Raw genomic sequence first — 16,676 nt, forward strand, 5'->3', positions numbered from 1 at the left:
GAGTAGTGTTTTTTATGAAATAGCTTTTAGTTTGTAAGTTTTGCGGTTTTAAGACGGTAAGTCGGGTTGAATAACAAAAAGCTGGGCGTAGCTGATTTTTATTTGAAAAAGATCGGCAAGTTTTATACCTAAAAGATGGCACAGGATCACCCTTATCACACCGGCATGAGTGACGAACAATATATTGTTTTTTAATGTGGTTGCACAGTCTTTAAAATAAGGAACAGCACGGCATGAAGTGTCGTGAAAGCTTTCGCCGCCGGGTGTTTTGTAGGTATCGAGATTTTTGCCCCTTTTTTCAAACTCTTTGGCGCTTTGCTGTTTGATTTGATCAAAAGAGCAGCCATCCCATTTTCCCATATTTATTTCATTGAGTGCCGGAGATGTTATGATTTTTTTATCATTGGCAATCAATTCTGCCGTGCGGGTGCATCTCTGGAGAGAGCTTGAATGAACAGCTTCGAAATTCAATGATGAAAAAGCTTTTTTCCAATAAAGAGCCTGGTCTATACCCATAGGGTCCAGTTCAACGTCCGTTGCCCCGATAAATCGTTTTGTTTCATGGCCTTTAATCCGGCCATGCCTTAAAAGAAAGATCAAGGGGTCAGGATGAGATAATTTCTCGAACGGATTTTCCGGCAGATTCTTCAATTCTGGCTTGTATGAGTTTAGTATTTTCATATCGTTTTGAAATGGATGTTATGGCCCAGGGAAATTTCATTAAATTTTCTGAAAACCGTTTGTGGTAATTTAAATCAACACCATTGCCGTTGCAGAGTTTGTCGGCAAAATAAACCACCTCTTTTTCATTGACCTCAGATGCGGTATCAATATCAATGTCCATGTGCTGGGTAATTATGGCTGATACTTCTGCGAACCCAAGATCCCTTATAAACTTAGCTCCTGCTTTGGCATGGTTTTTTTCTTTTCGTTTAATATCATGAAGGATTGCTGCGGCAATCACCAGGTCTGTATTCAGTTGATGGGGAAGGCCATTGGCAATTTTCAATGCTGCGAATGAAACCTCTGCCAGGTGAATTCGGATTGGGTCATTCTCGGGCAATATGTCATTGATGATCGAAAGGCATTCTTCTTTGTCCGGGATGTTCAGGCTGTTAAATTTTTGGCAGATATGCTCATACCCTTGTTTGTCATCGGCATCCATTAAAATGCCTCTGTCGTAAACCTTCAAAGGTATTTTTTGATTTTCCGGGGACAGCATCACATCCCTTAAAGTTGATCCATCACACAAATTGAGAATATCTGTTTTTAAACCGACTGGAATCAGGGGCGGATGGCCTGGAGTATCATCAAAATAAGGCAGTATGATTTTATCCGGGGTCTTTTGAAACTGCTGTATCATTAACTTGATGGTAGAAGGGCGAATAGCAGGAATGTCTACCGGAAGAAGGAAAAATCCTGAATATTCCGGCCGGATGTTTTGGACGCCTTTTTGAATGGAACTTAACATCCCGGATGAATATTCACAGTTAAATATTGGAAGGGCACCTGCTTTTTTCACTATCGGTTCAAGCAAATTGTAATTGTGGCCGGTTACAACAACAATATCATTAATTTGATGCGCCTTGAACAAATTGATAGCGGTTTCCACTATTGTTGTTTTGCCCAATGGCAGCAAGGGTTTGAAATCGCCCATTCTGGACGATAATCCTGCTGCCAGGATAACGGCAGAGATTGGTGTTGAGCGGTCTTTTTGCTTAAGGTGCCGAACCATTTTCTTATTTTCCAAAACTGCATGACGGATATCTGCAGGTTTTACAGCTTGAGCAGAACCCTCCATGTCCCATTTGTACAATATCGGATTTTAAAATACTTTCCCCGGCCAGTAGTTTGGGCACGATTAGATCAAAAATACTGGCCCTGTGATACATGACGCATCCGGGCAGGCCTATTACCGGGATATTATTGATATGGGCCAGCATGAACATGGCTCCGGGCAGGACAGGGGCTCCGTAAGTAATAACTTCTCCTCCCGCAGCCCTGATGGATGCCGGGGTCAGATCATCCGGATCAACGGACATTCCGCCTGTAACCGCAATCATTTGGGCACCAGCACTGATATTGTCATGAATGGCTTGAACCGTCATGTCCATGTCATCGCTGACAATGGTTTTTTTGATGACAGGACTTCCCAATTCTTTGAATTTTTTTTCCACCACAGGGCCGAATCCATCCCTTATCCGTCCATGATATACTTCGGAACCGGTTACAATAAGGCCGACGGACAAACATTGAAGCGGTTTGACCTGAATTATGGGAAAGTGTTTTTTACAGATTTCTTCCACTTCAATGATCCGGTTTTCATCAATGGACAAGGGAATTATTCTTGTACCGGCAAGATCATTTCCCTTTTGAACGGTTTGATTCGTGTGCAGGGTTGCAAAAATAACATCCGGAATGCTGTTGATCTCTTCAAGCGCGGATACATTGATTTTTAACAATCCGTTTGTTTGAGATGAAAAATTAACTTTTCCTTCCTGGGGGGCACTCAGATTGATTCCGGGGCCTGCGGCTGCCTCAGCAATTCTAATGGCCGCATCATTTTCATGGAGTTCCCCGTTAAGGGTGGCCACATAAATATGACGCTTGCCAATATCAAGTAACTCTTCCACATCTTCCTGGGTGATCACATGTCCTTTTTTAAAACAAGGACCTTTGAACAGATCGGGTATGATTTTAGTGATATCATGAACCAGAACTGTTCCAACGGACTCTTCCACGGGCAGTGATTTGATTTTGCTTTTGTTGTATAATTTCATATTGATGAACTCTTTTTTTATCCGCCAAGATCCGGGTTGATAAATTCAATGACGTCGTTTTCTTTTACAATGGTGCTGTGATAGTCAGTTGGGTAGATATACCTGCCGTTTTGTTCAACGATCAGATGCGGGTCTCCCTCTTTGACAAATTCAATAAGGGCTTGAATGCTGATATTTTCAGGTACATCTTCTTTCAGGCCGTTCAATATAATAATCATAAGCTGTTATTGACTGTTTTCCTTTTTTGAATTTATGCCATGACAAGTCGGGCAAGCCGGATGAGTTTCAAGGGGTGTGACGGTTGTGCGCATATCCATACCGGAAACTCTGATCAGACGGTTGCTCAAATTTTTTCCGATATCCAATAAAAGTTTGATTGCTTCCATGGCCTGGAAAGACCCGATAATCCCGGCAGCCGGGCCGATAATTCCTGTTATGGTTTCCCGGCGGTCTTTATTTGAAAACAGGCAGTTAAAACAGGGTGTTTTTCCGGGAATAAAGGTTGATGCCATGCCGTCAAATCCATTGACACCTCCGAATATGTATGGGATTTTTTTTTTCAGTGACGCCCGGTTTAACACATGCCGGGTTTGTATATTGTCACAGGCATCCACTATGATATCCACATTTTCCAGTAAATGACAAATGGATGCATCTGTGATTTTTACCTTGACCGGTCTGATCCGTATGGATGAATTTAACCGTTCAAGGCTTTGGGCGGCCGAAACGGCTTTGGGTTTCCCAAGGTCGGCTTCACAATGAATAATTTGCCGGTTCAAGTTGCTCAGTTCGACTGTATCATTATCCACGATGATGAGATTCCCAATGCCGGCTGCGGCCAGATAATATGAAGAGATTGAACCCAAGCCACCGGCACCGGCGATGAGGACACAAGCTTTAAAAAGCTTGGCCTGACCGCCGATGCCGATCTGTGGAAGGATTGTTTGTCTTGCATATCTCATATGTTTATGCGCTTAGTTTGTCCTTGTAAGCCTGGATTGCATTGTAAACGCGTTCCGGTGTCAGCGGCAGTTCGCCAATTCTTACGCCTGCTGCATCATAAACAGCATTCAAAATAGCGGGAATAGTCGGCATTATTGCACCTTCACCCACCTCTTTTGCTCCAAAGGGCCCGTTGGGTTCATCGCTTTCAACTACAATGGCATTGACCGGCGGCATATCCATGGATGTAACAATTTTATATTCTGCCAGGTCACTGTTCAGAACCTTTCCATTATTGTCGAATATGACTTCTTCATGCATGGTTTCACCAATACCCATTGAAATAGATCCCTGCATCTGGGCTTCAACCGAAGTCTTGTTGATTGCTTTTCCGCAATCATGGGCATCTGTAATATTATCAATGGTGATCTGGCCGGTTTCCATGTCAACTGTAACTTCGGCTATCTGGGCGCTGCATCCATATGCCGGAGACGTACCCACGGCAGCTCCCTTGAATTTTCCGCCAAGAAAATGAGGCCGGTATTTGCCGGTCCCGACAATAGAGCCTTTTTCAAGAAATGCAATTCTTGATGCTTCTTTAAAAGTCAGCTTGTCCGACTCAGGATTATCTGTCCATCCCCTGTGTTCTTTGATGTATCTGGTTCTTAAGGCTGAAAAATCAGGGGTTCGGTCTTTGAATTCGATAAAGCCTTTTTTGATATCCATCTGTTCTACAGGAATATCCAGTTGTTGTGCCAGCACATCCAATACCTGCTGTCTGGCATGTTCGGCTGCTTCTTTGGTGGCATGGCCTGTCATGAGGGTCTGGCGACTGGAATAAGCACCCAAGTCAACGCCCATATCAGTATCCCCTGATTCGAGGCGGACATTTTCCAGGGGGATGCCCAAAGCTTCTGCCGCAATCATGGCAAATGCAGTGTCAGATCCCTGGCCGATTTCTGCAGAAGCCGTATAAACCAGAGCTGTACCGCCGTCTTCCGTTAGTTTTACAATGACGGTGCCATGGAAGGTATCGGACCGGTAAATTGGAAATCCCGCACCTGATACAAAAAAGCCGCAGGCCATTCCAATACCTTTGCCTTCAGGCATATTCCCTTTCTTTTTGTCCCAGTCAGAGCCGCTGCGAACTGCTTCAATACATTCGGACATGCCAAAAGAACTCATGTTCAGATCATTGCAGGTAGTGTCACCGGTGTTCATCATATTTTTGATGCGAAGTTGCAGGGGGTCCATACCGATCTCTTCTGCAATCATGTCAAGCTGCTGTTCAAAACAGGCTCTGGCAATTACAGCACCGTGGCCTCTCTGGGCACCGCAAGTGGGTTTGTTGTTGTATACACGGTATCCGTCATAGCTCATGTTGTCAAGCTTGTACGGCCCTGCAAGAAGAGATCCTGTGTAGTATACCGTGGCAATGCCAAAGCTTGTGTAAGCTCCCCCGTCCAGGTAACACTCGTGTTTAAGGGCCATTATGGTGCCGTCTTTTTTTGCACCCGTGGTAATTTTGTGGGTGAACTGGTGCCGTGCCCGTGCCTGCATGAAGACCTGTTCACGGGTGTATCCCATTTTAACAGGTTTTTTAAGCTTTCTGGTCAGTATACAGCAGGCAAGTTCCATGGCGTTTGCAGAGGCTTTGATGCCGAATCCGGCTCCCACATAAGGTTTTTTAACTCGGACCTTTCCGACATCCATTTTCAATACCATGGCCACGGTTCTTTGAACATAGTGGGGAACCTGGGTGGAAGTGGTCAAGGTCAATGTTCCCCTGTTGTCATATTCCGCGATACAGGCCTGCATTTCAATACAGGCACCGTCCTGGCGCTTGCTTTTCATGGTCGTGGTTTTTATGATATCACTGTTTTTCAAGCCTTCTTCAACATTGCCGAATTCGTGGTGAACCTCGGCACTGAGATTTCCGGCAAAGGCCTCGTGTACCTGGGGAGCGCCTTCTTTTAAAGCGTCTTCCACCGTAAAAACCGCAGGCAGAATCTCATATTCCACCTGGATCAATTCAACAGCCTTCAGCGCGGTTTCAAGGGAAGTTGCGGCAACAGCGGCAATTTCATCGCCGATATACCGAACCTTGTCAATGGCAAATACGTTTTCATCATACCGTGCCGGAGAGACGCCGTATTTGACATCTCCTGCATCTTTTGCCGTTATAACGGCTTTGACCCCTTCTAAGGCCTCTGCCTTGGAAGTATCAATGGAAAGAATCTTTGCGTGGGGATGGGGGCTTTGGAGCAGGGCACCGTACAACATGCCGGGCTTGGAAATATCAGCCGTAAAAATAGCTTTTCCCGTTGCCTTGTCCGGCGTATCAATTCGATGGGCTCGGGTACTGATAACATCAAAATTTTTCATGGGTGCCTCCTTATTTGTCCGAACATTGAGATGAAATGGCTTCAAAAATTTTCTGGTATCCGGTACACCGGCAAAGGTTACCTGAAATGCCTTCTCTGATCTCCTGGTCATTTGGGTTGCTGTTTTTGTCCAAAAGGTTTTTGGCAGACATTATAACTCCGGGAGAACAGAATCCGCATTGGATGGCCCCATGTTCAACAAAGGCTTCCTGCAGAGGATGCAGGCCGTCTTCAGTGCTTAAGCCCTCAATAGTTTCAATGGTTGCGTTATTTGCCTGAACCGCCAGAACAAGGCAGGAATTGACGGCATCGCCGTTTAAAATAACAGTGCAGGCACCGCAATCGCCCGTGTCACACCCTTTTTTTGTGCCGGTCAGGCCCAGGTCGTTTCGGAGAAGATCCGCAAGCGTTTGATTGGGTTCTATTGCAAGTTCGTATGTTTCTTTATTTATAGTACAATTGATGATCCGTTTCATATGGTCTCCTGATATCTTTTATTGGGCTGTGGCCTGTTTACAGGCTTTTTCAAGGGTCCTTTTGGTCAATACGCCGATCATGGCCCTTCTGTAGTCGGCTGTTCCCCTGAAATCATCAATGGGTTTGCAGTCTTGGCGTCTGGCTGCTTCACCGGCTTCATAAAAAGCCGCTTCATTTGCGGCGCTGTTTTTTAATGCTTCTTCAGCATGAAAAGACCTGATTGGGGTTGCTGCAACAGATCCCAGGGCAATAATGGCATTTTTAACAGTCTGATTTGCCGGATCGATTTCAATAAATGAGGCCACATTAACAACATTGATTTCAGATGATTTTCGTTTTCCTAACTGGATATAGTGGGCACCACTGTTTTTGCCCGGCAAAGGCAATTGAAATCCAACCAGGATTTCATCGTCTTTTATATCGGTTTTGCCCGGACCCTTGAAAAAAGATTCAATGGCCATTTTGCGCTGTCCTTCCGGACCTTGTAAGACAACCTGTGCCTGGTAGACAATAAGAGAGCAGATAGTGTCGCCGGCCGGACTTGCATTGCAGACATTCCCGCCAATGGTTGCCCTGTTTCTGATCAGGTGGGTGCCAAGATTGTCTGCACCAGCTTTGACGGCACAAAATTTTTCCTGAATGATCTTTGATTTGGACAGCTGGGCCATGGTTGCACAGGCACCGATTGTAACGGCATCCCCTTCTTCTTTGATCTGGGACAGCGCCTCAATTTCGGATAGGCTGATAATGTGGTCTGCTGTGACCAGCTTTTTTTTAAGATGGACCAGAAGATCCGTACCGCCAGCCAGGAACTTTGCTTTTTTACCATGTTTTTTCTTTAATTCAATGGCTTCCTGGATGGAGGTCGGTTCATGGAATTCAAACTTGGGTAATAACATATAAATTTCCCCTCCTTAAATTGATTGTAAAGATATTTTACTTTCGATTTTGTTTGCGATCTCTTTTAAAAGATCCTTATATGACTGAAGTGATTTTTCTGTGATCTGGTTTTTTAGTCCAACCGCCCAGATGGCACATTGAAAATCTTTCCGGTTAAGATTTAATGGTACTGCCAATGCGCTTATTCCTTCTATATATTCATCGCTTTCATAGATGATTCCTTCTTTTCTGGTCGTTGTGATGGCGGCTCGATATTTTTTTTTATCCAGGACTGGCAGGCGTTTATTGTTTTTACGGCTGATGGATGACAGGATCTCTTGAATCTTGTCATCCTGGAGCGGCGACAGAAGGGCTTTGCCATGAGCACCGCTAATTATGGAAATTTTGCTACCGATATCAGCTGAAATCTTGAGATTATAAGAAGAATCCGACTTGTCAATTATAACTGCCTTTAAGCCGGAAAGTATGCCCAGAAAGGCGGAAAGATTGGTTTTCAGGCTGATCTTTTTCAAGTATGGATGAATGCTTCGTATCAGATTAGATCCTTGCTCGGCAGCTTTCCCCAGTGTATAAAGTTTTGCTCCAAGAATAAATTTGTTTTCACTGTCCTCCAAAATGTGTAAGTCCAACATTGTGTATATAATATTAAAAACCGTACTTTTGTTAAGATTTAGTTCATTGGATATGTCGGTTATGCCCAAAGGCTCTTTTCTTTTTCTGAAAAGTTCCAATATCTGAAAGCATTTATCAATAGCTGGGACACGGTTAAATTTCATGTTCAATCCTATGTTTCTCTGTAAGGAACGGTTGTTCTTATTATCAAACAGAATAAAACAACATAAAATGACTTTTGTCAACCATAAATTACTTTTGAAATTAGCCTCGTGTTTTTTGGATGGGCTGTTTGAATTTTAATCGGGGGATTTTTTTAGATTAAGTGCCTATCGTCAGCATGGCTATGTCCAAAGGCTCTTTTCTTTTTTTGAAAAGTTCCAATATCTGAAAGCATTATCGATGGCTGGGACACGATTAAATTTTATGTTTAACTCTATATGTTGTTGTAAATAACGGTTGCTTTTACAATTAAACAGAATAAAATAACTTTTATTAACTATAAATAACTTTTAAGACTCACTGCGTGTTTTTGGATGGGTTTGTTTAAATTTGAATCGGGGGGATAGATCAAGTGCTTGTCGTCAGTATGGAGATGTCCACACTATCGGTAAACAGTACCAATTTTTGACAAATTCAATAAGGGCTTGAGCCTTGATGTTTTCCTGTATATCTTCAGAAGCTGTGTAAACAAGAACCGTACAGCCGTTTTTTATCAGCTTGACAATTACAGTACCATGGAAGGTGTCGGACCGGTAAATGGAAAATTTTGACACCTGATGCAAAAGTCATTTTGGATCAATTTAGGCAACTCCGGCAACGACTCAATGATATATCGCAAAAAGTTTATAAAGATATTTATTGTGAGGGCTAATGAGGGTCTGTTTAAAAAATGTGATGGGTTTTTTTTAAATTAACCCATCACAAAGGGTGAAACAGAATATCAACAGGGGTCCACCCAAATGTCGTGAACATCTTGAACTGTATCCTTGATCAGCATAAACGCGTTTAAAAGGCGTGTATACGTCATAGCCATGCCCACATGGTCGGTGAACAGCATCAATGTTTCAAGATCATGATCTGATACATCCCATGATTGATTATGGTATAGACGAATCGCACCGATGATCTTGCCTGAAAAAACAACCGGCAGTGAAATGATTGATTTTATGCCTTCTTTTTGTGCAGCCTCAGGATATTGAAGAAGGTCTGTATTTGATGTGTCTTTAATCACAACCGGTTTTTTGTTGTAAATGGCTGCAATGCTTTTTTTGGACGAAATAGCACCTTTTCTCAGATATGTTGTACTCAAGCCAAAGGTGGTGAAAATATCCAGTTCTTTTTTTTGGGGGTTTGCTGCAAAAAGGCTGCATCCCTTGATATCCAGGGCACCGGTCATAAGCTGAACCAGATTGTTGCCCATGCTTTCCAGGTCTGCAGATGTGTGCATGGCACTTTTAATAACTTTAAATAGATCTATATTGATTTTGTTTTCAATGCTCATATATCTTCTCCTTGATTATTTTTAAATTCAAAGTCTTACAAGCAGGAGTGCGAAATTAAATTTTTGATCATGGTTTTCAGGTGATAATCGTTATAGTGATATTTTTAAGAGTTGTCACAACTTTATTGAACACACTGGGTATGAAAAAACTTGTTACGGTTCCGGACCGGCTCAGCACAATTGTATGATATCTTTTGTCTCTGGCCAGCTGTATGATTTCTCTGGCAATATCCTTTTTCTTGGGCAGATACAAATAATTCACCCGGCTGTCTTTAAATCCCTCGCTTAAAAGGTATTGTTTGATTTCAATCATCCTGCTTTCCTGGTCTATGACCTGACGGCGAAGATAATGCAGGTTGCTTGACATTTTTTCCATCACGCTGCTTTTGCTCACATCAATATCAGGAACCGGAGAATACGCATGGAAAACCGTCACACTCACATCGTCATGATTAACATAAGTCCGGCAAATAAACTCCAGTGCTTTTTTATCCATATCTGTAAAATTATAGGGAAGTAAAATTTTATTTTCGTCCATAGCCATCTCCTTATTTTGGGGTTAATAGGAACCTGGAATTTTATCATTTAGAATAAAAAAAAATTAAAGTTGGCTGCGACAGCACATGGTTACGATGGAGTTTAAAAAAAGAGAATTGAGAAAGAGAACTGATTGAGGCTTCAAAATTGTATGTATACGTTTAAAATAAACCATGTACCTGAGTTCTGTCAAGATAATTAACATCCTGCCGGCCTGAAATTCATGGTGTTAATCATTGACATTGAATCCGGTAACTTGTTACACTGCATAATAACTGAAAATCGTCAGTATGCTATACATGAATCCTGCTGAAACTAATGTTTTCTAAAATTCTTTTAAACAATCACCACCAACTGATCCTCAATTTACACTCAACTTTACCTCAACTTCAATATTTGAGTATTATCCAACCGTTTTTTTATTAATGGCTTCTCTGCGGGTTTTGTCAGGCAGGCAATAATACCCGATTTTATCAAAGGAAGCCTTAACTTATTTATTATGGTTAGAAAAGGAGGTTGTTATGGCAGTTTGTGTAATTATAAGGCGAAGTGTAAAAGATAAAAAAATAGCAGATAAGCTGGTTCCCCTGATTCTAAAACTCAGGACCAAGGCTATCGTCCAGCCAGGGTATATTACAGCCCAGACATTTTCCAGCCTGGCCGTTGAGGGTGAATATCTTATCATCAGTACATGGAATAAGATTGAAGACTGGAACCGGTGGATGAACAATGAGGAACGGCTGGCTATCCAAAAGAAGATAGACGAATTAATCGGAGAAAAAACCCAATATCAATATTACGAACCTGTTATCGGTGGTATTATGCCGAGATTTGAAGGCAAAATTTAATTGTAAGATATTTTTTATGATGCGTTCTCTGTGATGCGTTTTTATTGTCAAGCGGGTTAAAATGGGGTATACGATTTTGATCACCGGGGCATCCGGTTACCTGGGCTCGGCACTGTGTGCGGAATTGTCCCGGGATCATAATATTATCGGACTTTACAGGCGCTTTCCGTCTGAAAAACTACAGACAGTTGCACCAAATGTCAGATGGGAAAAGGGTGATGTCGTTGATGAAGATTGCCTGGACCTGATTTTTAAAAATGGGATTTCACGGGGCCGGCCCATTGATTATGTGATTCATTTTGCAGCCTTTACGGGTTTTGGTGAAAAATGGCAGGATGAATACAGCGATACCAATGTTATCGGCACCCGGAATATTATTAAATCAGCCTGTTCAGCAGGTGTGAAACGGATTCTTTTTGCCGGTAGCATTGCCGCACTTGAGCCTCTTGCCCAGGGAGAAGTGTTGACGGAAAAATCATTGGTCTATGGTCGCATGGCATATTCTAAAAGCAAGGCCATGGGAGAAAAATTGTTTGCCAAAAATTCAGACCGGGTTCCGGCAATAGTACTGAGGCTTGGCGGGGTGTTTTCAGACTGGTGTGAACTTCCTCCTTTATTCAGTGTCATGAACCTGTGGAGCAGGCCGTTTGTCGGAAAGATGGTGCCGGGACAGGGAAAATCAGGATTTCCTTATATCCACCGCAGGGATGTGGTTAAAATTGTCCGGAGAATCGTGGAGAAAAATGACAGTCTTGACCGGTTTGAAATATTGTTTGCATCCCAGTCCGGCTGCACATATCAAAAAGATTTGTTTCCGATAATTCGAAGGGAATGCAAGAAGAATTTTTCGGATAAACCTGTGAACATGCCTTTGTTTCCTTTGAAAATAGCTTTGCATGGAAAATTTATTGTCAATACTCTTGCCGGAAAAAAAACTTATGAAAGGGCCTGGATGATTGATTATGTCGACAGGCCCCTGGTGGTCGATACCTCCTATACCCGTAATAAACTGAACTGGAAGCCCAGTCCAGGGCTTCACATTCTTGAGAGGTTACCGGTTTTGATGTATCATTTTAATCACCACCACCGCAAATGGTATGCCCGGAATATTAAGCGTAATGATCAAAATTATGAATATGAGCCGGATTAGCAAGCAGAAGGCCCTTTTCTTTTTTTTAGATGAAAAAGATTAATAGATCGGTCCGTTGCAGTTTCCCTGTTTTGATCCGGTATCTGGATATCATGCCATTTTTCAAGTGCTTTAGAGTCGTTCAAGACCAGAACCGGACAATCGGCTCTAAAGCTGACGCGCTCTACAACACTTCCGGCATACCATTTTCCCGCATAGTTTTTTCCAGTATCATTTTTTGTGTGTGATCCAAGGATGATCAAATCTGCATCTGTTTTTTCTGCACATTTCAGCACTTCCTGATGAGGCAGGGCACCTCCCCAGATCTTATATTCATGCTCTGTTCCATCCAGGTAAACATCACAGAATTCCTCAAGTTTTTTTGTTAACGCATCCATATCCGTCTTGTAGTGAACCCCATTATATTTCGGATATGGCGGAATCGGAATCATGAAAAACGGATAAAGAATTGAGTTGAAATCCCGGGATAATTTAACAGAAAGGCAAAGCGCGCATTCACAGGATATGGAAAAATCAATGCCCACAATTATTTTTTGGAACTTGAGCTTTTCTTTTGCAATTGGTTTGTTAATGATCATCATTGGACAGTTTTTCCGGGTGAGTATCTTTCGGGCAGTATTTCCGATTTTTTTGTTTTTCCTGACCGCCTCTTTTTTTTCAGTCTGTTTGGAGTGCGGACCTAAAATGATCAGGTCTGTATCCGGATTATGGGCCTCATTGAGTATTTCTTTCCATGGGCAACCAGTTCGTATGGTGAATCTGACGATATGGGAGTAAGTTACATCACTCTCATAGGTCTTGTGCAGTTTGGTTTTTATGGCTTCAGTATAGTCGGGGCTAACCTGTTCCGTGTTGCTTGTGAAACCAGGCTCAAGGACGTGAAGGACTGTCAGTTTGGCATGGTATTGTCCGGCAAGATCAAGGGCCGTCAATACCGGAGCATCTGCACGGGTTACCCTGTCTGTTGCAACCAGGATATGTTTAAACATGATACCCTCCTTATCTTAAATCATGGCTTTGAAAAGCCTGTTTTAAATCATTGAGCATCTGTATTACATCTGTTTTGAACTTAAGTCTTATCTGTTGTTATATGCCATTTTTGATTCGGTTTGATCGATATCAATCATGGCTTTTGCATCAATTCGGAATGCTTTAATTAAAATTTTTCTTAAGACATCCTCAAGGGGAAATGCCGTGTCCACACTAATGTGAAGAGCATTCCCGGCATACCGGAACCGTTCGTATCGGGCAGTGAGTTTTTCAAAATGATCAATTCTTGCATCTGAAACCGATGGGCTGAATTGCCTTTCCAACAATCTCTCTTTTATTGTTTTTTCTCCGGCACGGCATTCAATGAAAACAGGTTTAATACCTTTTTCCTTTGCCAGACAGATCACTTCTTTTCTGTGTTTTGCCTTGCTGTAAGTTGCATCCAGAATAACGGATCTTCCTTTTTTGATTTCTTCTCCTGCCAGACATAAAAGTTTTCCATAGGTTAGAGATGTTACCAAAGGTGAATATAGTTTTTCTCCAAAAAGGTCCGTGCCGCTTTCATAGGGCTGGAGCCCGAACATCTGTTTTCGAACGGCATCGGATCGAATCGTTTTTATTCCAAGCACGGCAGATAACTTTTTTGCAATTGTGCTTTTACCTGTTGCCGGTTTTCCGAAAATTACCCATATGCGGGGCCTGAAAAACTGGAGCGCATACTGAGATGCAAGATCAAGATATTTGATGGCATCCAGATGAACAAATTTTCTTTTTGCTTTCAGAAGATCGTGGGATTGCAGGAAAATACAATTGACTTTGCACCGTACCAAAGCCCTGTAACATTTATAAAAAGCAAGGATCAAAAATCCATTCAAGTCGTTTGTATGCCGGAGAAATTCATTTAAAAGGCAGTCTCCAAAGCCGGGTTCTTCATTAAAATCCAGATCCATCAAAAGAAAAGCCAGATCATTGATAACATCTATATGGCGCAGACGGTCATTGAATTCAATGCAGTCAATGATCTGAATACCGGTATCTGTAAAATAAATATGGTCGGTTCGAAGGTCTCCATGGCAATCACGGATCTTGCCTGCCTTTAGCCGACGGTTAAAATAAGATTGATGATTTTTTAAAAAGGACAGGGTTGCTCCCCGCACTGTTTCCCATATCTCTTTGTCTATAAAGATTCCGCAGCTGTCTTTTGTCTGTCTGAAATTTTCCCGGCAGGCATCATAAATATTTTCCCATCCTTTCCCTGTATGGAGCAATTCGCTTTTAGGTGTCTGAAACTGGAATTGAGCAAGTATCCTGCCCAGTGAAACCAAATCCATTTTGTTGATTTCTCCGGCTTTGATCATATTATGCAATGATTTTGAATCACTTAGCTGACGCATTCTGACAGCGTATTCTATTGGCTCTCCTTTTCCTCCAAGATAAATAACACCATTTTTGCGGGTAATGGCTACCACATCCAGATAAATATCATTTGTCAGCCGGCGGTTTAAAAAAATTTCCCTGCAGCAATAATAACGGCGTTTTTCAAGACTGGAAAAATCCAGGAATCCAAGATCAAGGGGCTTTTTGATTTTGTATACATAATTTCCGGTTAAAAATATTTTTGAAATATGCGTGTCTTTTTGACGTATACCGGCAACAGGATGAGGGTAGAACGATGAATCTTCCATAGCCTGGAATACACGTTTTTGAATCTGCTTGTCCATAATGGCTCCTTTGAGTCTTTAATTTTTACAATAAACGCCTGGAGATCGGTTCGTGCATCATTAAGCTATGAGAATGATGAGAAGCAATAACAATTCAAAAAGAGCAAATTTCCAAATTTCAATGGGACATCAATCTGCACAAGTTAAATCATATAAGAAAATCTAAGTTATTGTTACGGATCAAAAGAGGGGGGGCAAATACTGTGAATGAAATACCTGATATCAATGCCTCATAATACTTTTATTTCTACTGTATGTCAACATTCGGTGGGGGCCGGCGTGTTCGCAGGTATTTTTCTTGTCTTTATCATGATCATCCTGTAACAACATGCTCCAGGATGGTCAAACCAGGGAATTAATAAGAAAAATTTATATATTTCAGAAGGTAGATACTTTCGTTTTTATATGTGTCTCAATCCTCAACTTAAGGTTGTACTCTGAAAAAGATCTACCATAAGAAAATCTTATAAAAGCCATAAGTTTATATGAATTGACACTTTTTTTGTCAACACATATTACTACATACAACATACTTGTTTTCAAGATTGAGTCCGGCTTGTTTTATAAATTGACGGCTCCTATCGTCATCTTTCCCCGGTATTTTTTTTGTAAGTATGGATCAGGTTTTCAGTTAGTCGGTTTTTTAACATTTAAATTTTATGGAGGTAAAAATGGCCGATAAGAGTTTTCCCAATCCCCACGAAATAGAAGCAATACCCGGCACTGAAGGGTGGGAGAGAATGTATCCGTATCATTATGTTTTTTCGACTAAAGACAAAGAAAGGGAAGAGTATGAGAACAATACGTTCTGGTTCAACGATGCTCTTCACTATCCTGAACCCTTGTATCCATTTGATATTATCTGGGATGAGGCATGGTTTCTGGCATTGTCACAGTTTAATACCAGGATTTTCAGTGTTCCACCGGTTTATGGAGTAGATCATAGAATCATCAATGGAAATGTTTATATTTCTCCGGTACCTGTAACTGATCCTGAAGAGGTTCAAAAAAGAATCCCCATGTTCATGGAAAGAGCCGGATATTATTATGAAAATTGGGATGACCTCCATAATCAATGGGAAAATAAGATGAAGGGGATTATTTCAGAAATTGAAAATCTTGAAATTGCCTCCCTGCCGGACATGGAAGATATCTCAGTGGTTAAAAACGGACTTGGCACCTCAAGCGGGTATGAACTGCTCAAGAACTATGACAAGCTTATAGACCTGGGCATTCGATGCTGGCAGTATCATTTTGAGTTTTTAAACTTGGGATATGCCTCCTATGTCACATTTGTTGATTTTTGTACCAAAGCCTTTCCTGATATCCCCCTCCAAAAAGTCACCCAGATGGTCGCAGGAATTGATGTTATTTTGTACAGGCCTGATGATGAATTGAGAAAATTGGCTAAATTGGCGATTGAGCTGGGCATTGATTCTCAAATCGGAGGAGATACCAAGGATATTGACGATGTGATTTCGGAACTTCAGGGTTCTGAAAATGGTAAAAAATGGGTCGCTGCATGGGATGAAGCTAAATATCCATGGTTCAATATTTCAACAGGAACCGGATGGTATCATCAAGATGTTTCATGGAACGACAACCTGAATATCCCTTTAAGTTCCGTTAGAATATACATTGGCAAACTCAATGAGGGTAAATCCATAGACAGGCCCCTTGAACAAATAAAAATCGAACGTAAAAAACTTATTGTGGAATACAGAGGCTTGTTAAAAACAGATGAAGACCGGCAGACCTTTGATCAACTTCATGGTACGGCAGAACTGGTATTTCCCTATGTCGAGAATCATATGTTTTATGTGGAGCATTG

Annotated in this window: 15 protein-coding genes and 1 pseudogene; 3 read left to right on the forward strand and 13 right to left on the reverse strand. The window is 41.8% G+C overall.

What is annotated here, in order from left to right:
* Positions 1-48: 48 nt before the first annotated feature.
* The 11 genes from BLT94_RS19250 to BLT94_RS19305 all read right to left on the reverse strand — a co-directional run bounded on the left by BLT94_RS19250 (position 49) and on the right by BLT94_RS19305 (position 10,137).
* A complete protein-coding gene (locus BLT94_RS19250) occupies positions 49-651 on the reverse strand; it encodes a histidine phosphatase family protein (protein ID WP_245743191.1) in 603 nt (200 codons plus the stop codon).
* Entirely contained in the window at positions 605-1,735 is a 1,131-nt protein-coding gene (locus tag BLT94_RS19255; RefSeq protein WP_014957084.1) for a DVU_1551 family NTP transferase, read from the reverse strand. Before BLT94_RS19255 ends, BLT94_RS19250 begins: the two co-directional genes overlap by 47 nt.
* A gap of 4 nt (positions 1,736-1,739) precedes the next feature.
* Positions 1,740-2,780 (reverse strand): molybdopterin-binding protein, encoded by a 1,041-nt coding sequence (locus tag BLT94_RS19260; RefSeq protein WP_092237765.1) that lies wholly within the window; start codon positions 2,778-2,780, stop codon positions 1,740-1,742.
* 17 nt (positions 2,781-2,797) lie between these two features.
* Complete coding sequence (gene thiS / locus BLT94_RS19265; RefSeq protein ID WP_092237768.1) at positions 2,798-2,998, reverse strand: sulfur carrier protein ThiS; 201 nt, start codon at positions 2,996-2,998, stop codon at positions 2,798-2,800.
* 6 nt (positions 2,999-3,004) lie between these two features.
* Complete coding sequence (locus tag BLT94_RS19270; RefSeq protein WP_092237770.1) at positions 3,005-3,742, reverse strand: HesA/MoeB/ThiF family protein; 738 nt, start codon at positions 3,740-3,742, stop codon at positions 3,005-3,007.
* A 4-nt stretch (positions 3,743-3,746) separates the two neighbouring features.
* On the reverse strand, positions 3,747-6,107 hold the full coding sequence (locus tag BLT94_RS19275) for a xanthine dehydrogenase family protein molybdopterin-binding subunit (protein ID WP_092237773.1): 2,361 nt from the start codon (positions 6,105-6,107) through the stop codon (positions 3,747-3,749).
* A 10-nt stretch (positions 6,108-6,117) separates the two neighbouring features.
* Entirely contained in the window at positions 6,118-6,582 is a 465-nt protein-coding gene (locus tag BLT94_RS19280) for a (2Fe-2S)-binding protein (RefSeq protein WP_092237776.1), read from the reverse strand.
* Positions 6,583-6,600: 18 nt separating this feature from the next.
* Complete coding sequence (locus BLT94_RS19285) at positions 6,601-7,482, reverse strand: FAD binding domain-containing protein (protein ID WP_014957090.1); 882 nt, start codon at positions 7,480-7,482, stop codon at positions 6,601-6,603.
* A 15-nt stretch (positions 7,483-7,497) separates the two neighbouring features.
* Entirely contained in the window at positions 7,498-8,259 is a 762-nt protein-coding gene (locus tag BLT94_RS19290; RefSeq protein WP_092237779.1) for an IclR family transcriptional regulator, read from the reverse strand.
* A 779-nt stretch (positions 8,260-9,038) separates the two neighbouring features.
* Entirely contained in the window at positions 9,039-9,599 is a 561-nt protein-coding gene (locus BLT94_RS19300; RefSeq protein WP_092237785.1) for a GAF domain-containing protein, read from the reverse strand.
* A 76-nt stretch (positions 9,600-9,675) separates the two neighbouring features.
* A complete protein-coding gene (locus BLT94_RS19305; protein WP_175530424.1) occupies positions 9,676-10,137 on the reverse strand; it encodes a universal stress protein in 462 nt (153 codons plus the stop codon).
* Between the two features lie 520 nt (positions 10,138-10,657).
* On the opposite strand from BLT94_RS19305, the gene BLT94_RS19310 reads away from it, so the two are divergent.
* Complete coding sequence (locus BLT94_RS19310) at positions 10,658-10,984, forward strand: antibiotic biosynthesis monooxygenase family protein (protein ID WP_014957095.1); 327 nt, start codon at positions 10,658-10,660, stop codon at positions 10,982-10,984.
* 61 nt (positions 10,985-11,045) lie between these two features.
* A complete protein-coding gene (locus tag BLT94_RS19315) occupies positions 11,046-12,134 on the forward strand; it encodes an NAD-dependent epimerase/dehydratase family protein (RefSeq protein WP_092237791.1) in 1,089 nt (362 codons plus the stop codon).
* On the opposite strand, the gene BLT94_RS19320 is transcribed toward BLT94_RS19315, so the two are convergent.
* A complete protein-coding gene (locus BLT94_RS19320) occupies positions 12,131-13,123 on the reverse strand; it encodes a universal stress protein (protein ID WP_092237794.1) in 993 nt (330 codons plus the stop codon). The two genes, BLT94_RS19315 and BLT94_RS19320, sit on opposite strands and share 4 nt — an antisense overlap.
* Positions 13,124-13,210: 87 nt before the next feature.
* Entirely contained in the window at positions 13,211-14,845 is a 1,635-nt protein-coding gene (locus BLT94_RS19325; RefSeq protein ID WP_092237797.1) for a bifunctional aminoglycoside phosphotransferase/ATP-binding protein, read from the reverse strand.
* Between the two features lie 671 nt (positions 14,846-15,516).
* Between BLT94_RS19325 and BLT94_RS19330 the strand changes: the two are divergent.
* Positions 15,517-16,676: pseudogene (locus tag BLT94_RS19330) on the forward strand (PEP-utilizing enzyme); the annotation flags it as partial.

Origin of the sequence: Desulfobacula phenolica, from assembly GCF_900105645.1 — a bacterium.
Taxonomy (GTDB): Bacteria; Desulfobacterota; Desulfobacteria; order Desulfobacterales; family Desulfobacteraceae; genus Desulfobacula; species Desulfobacula toluolica.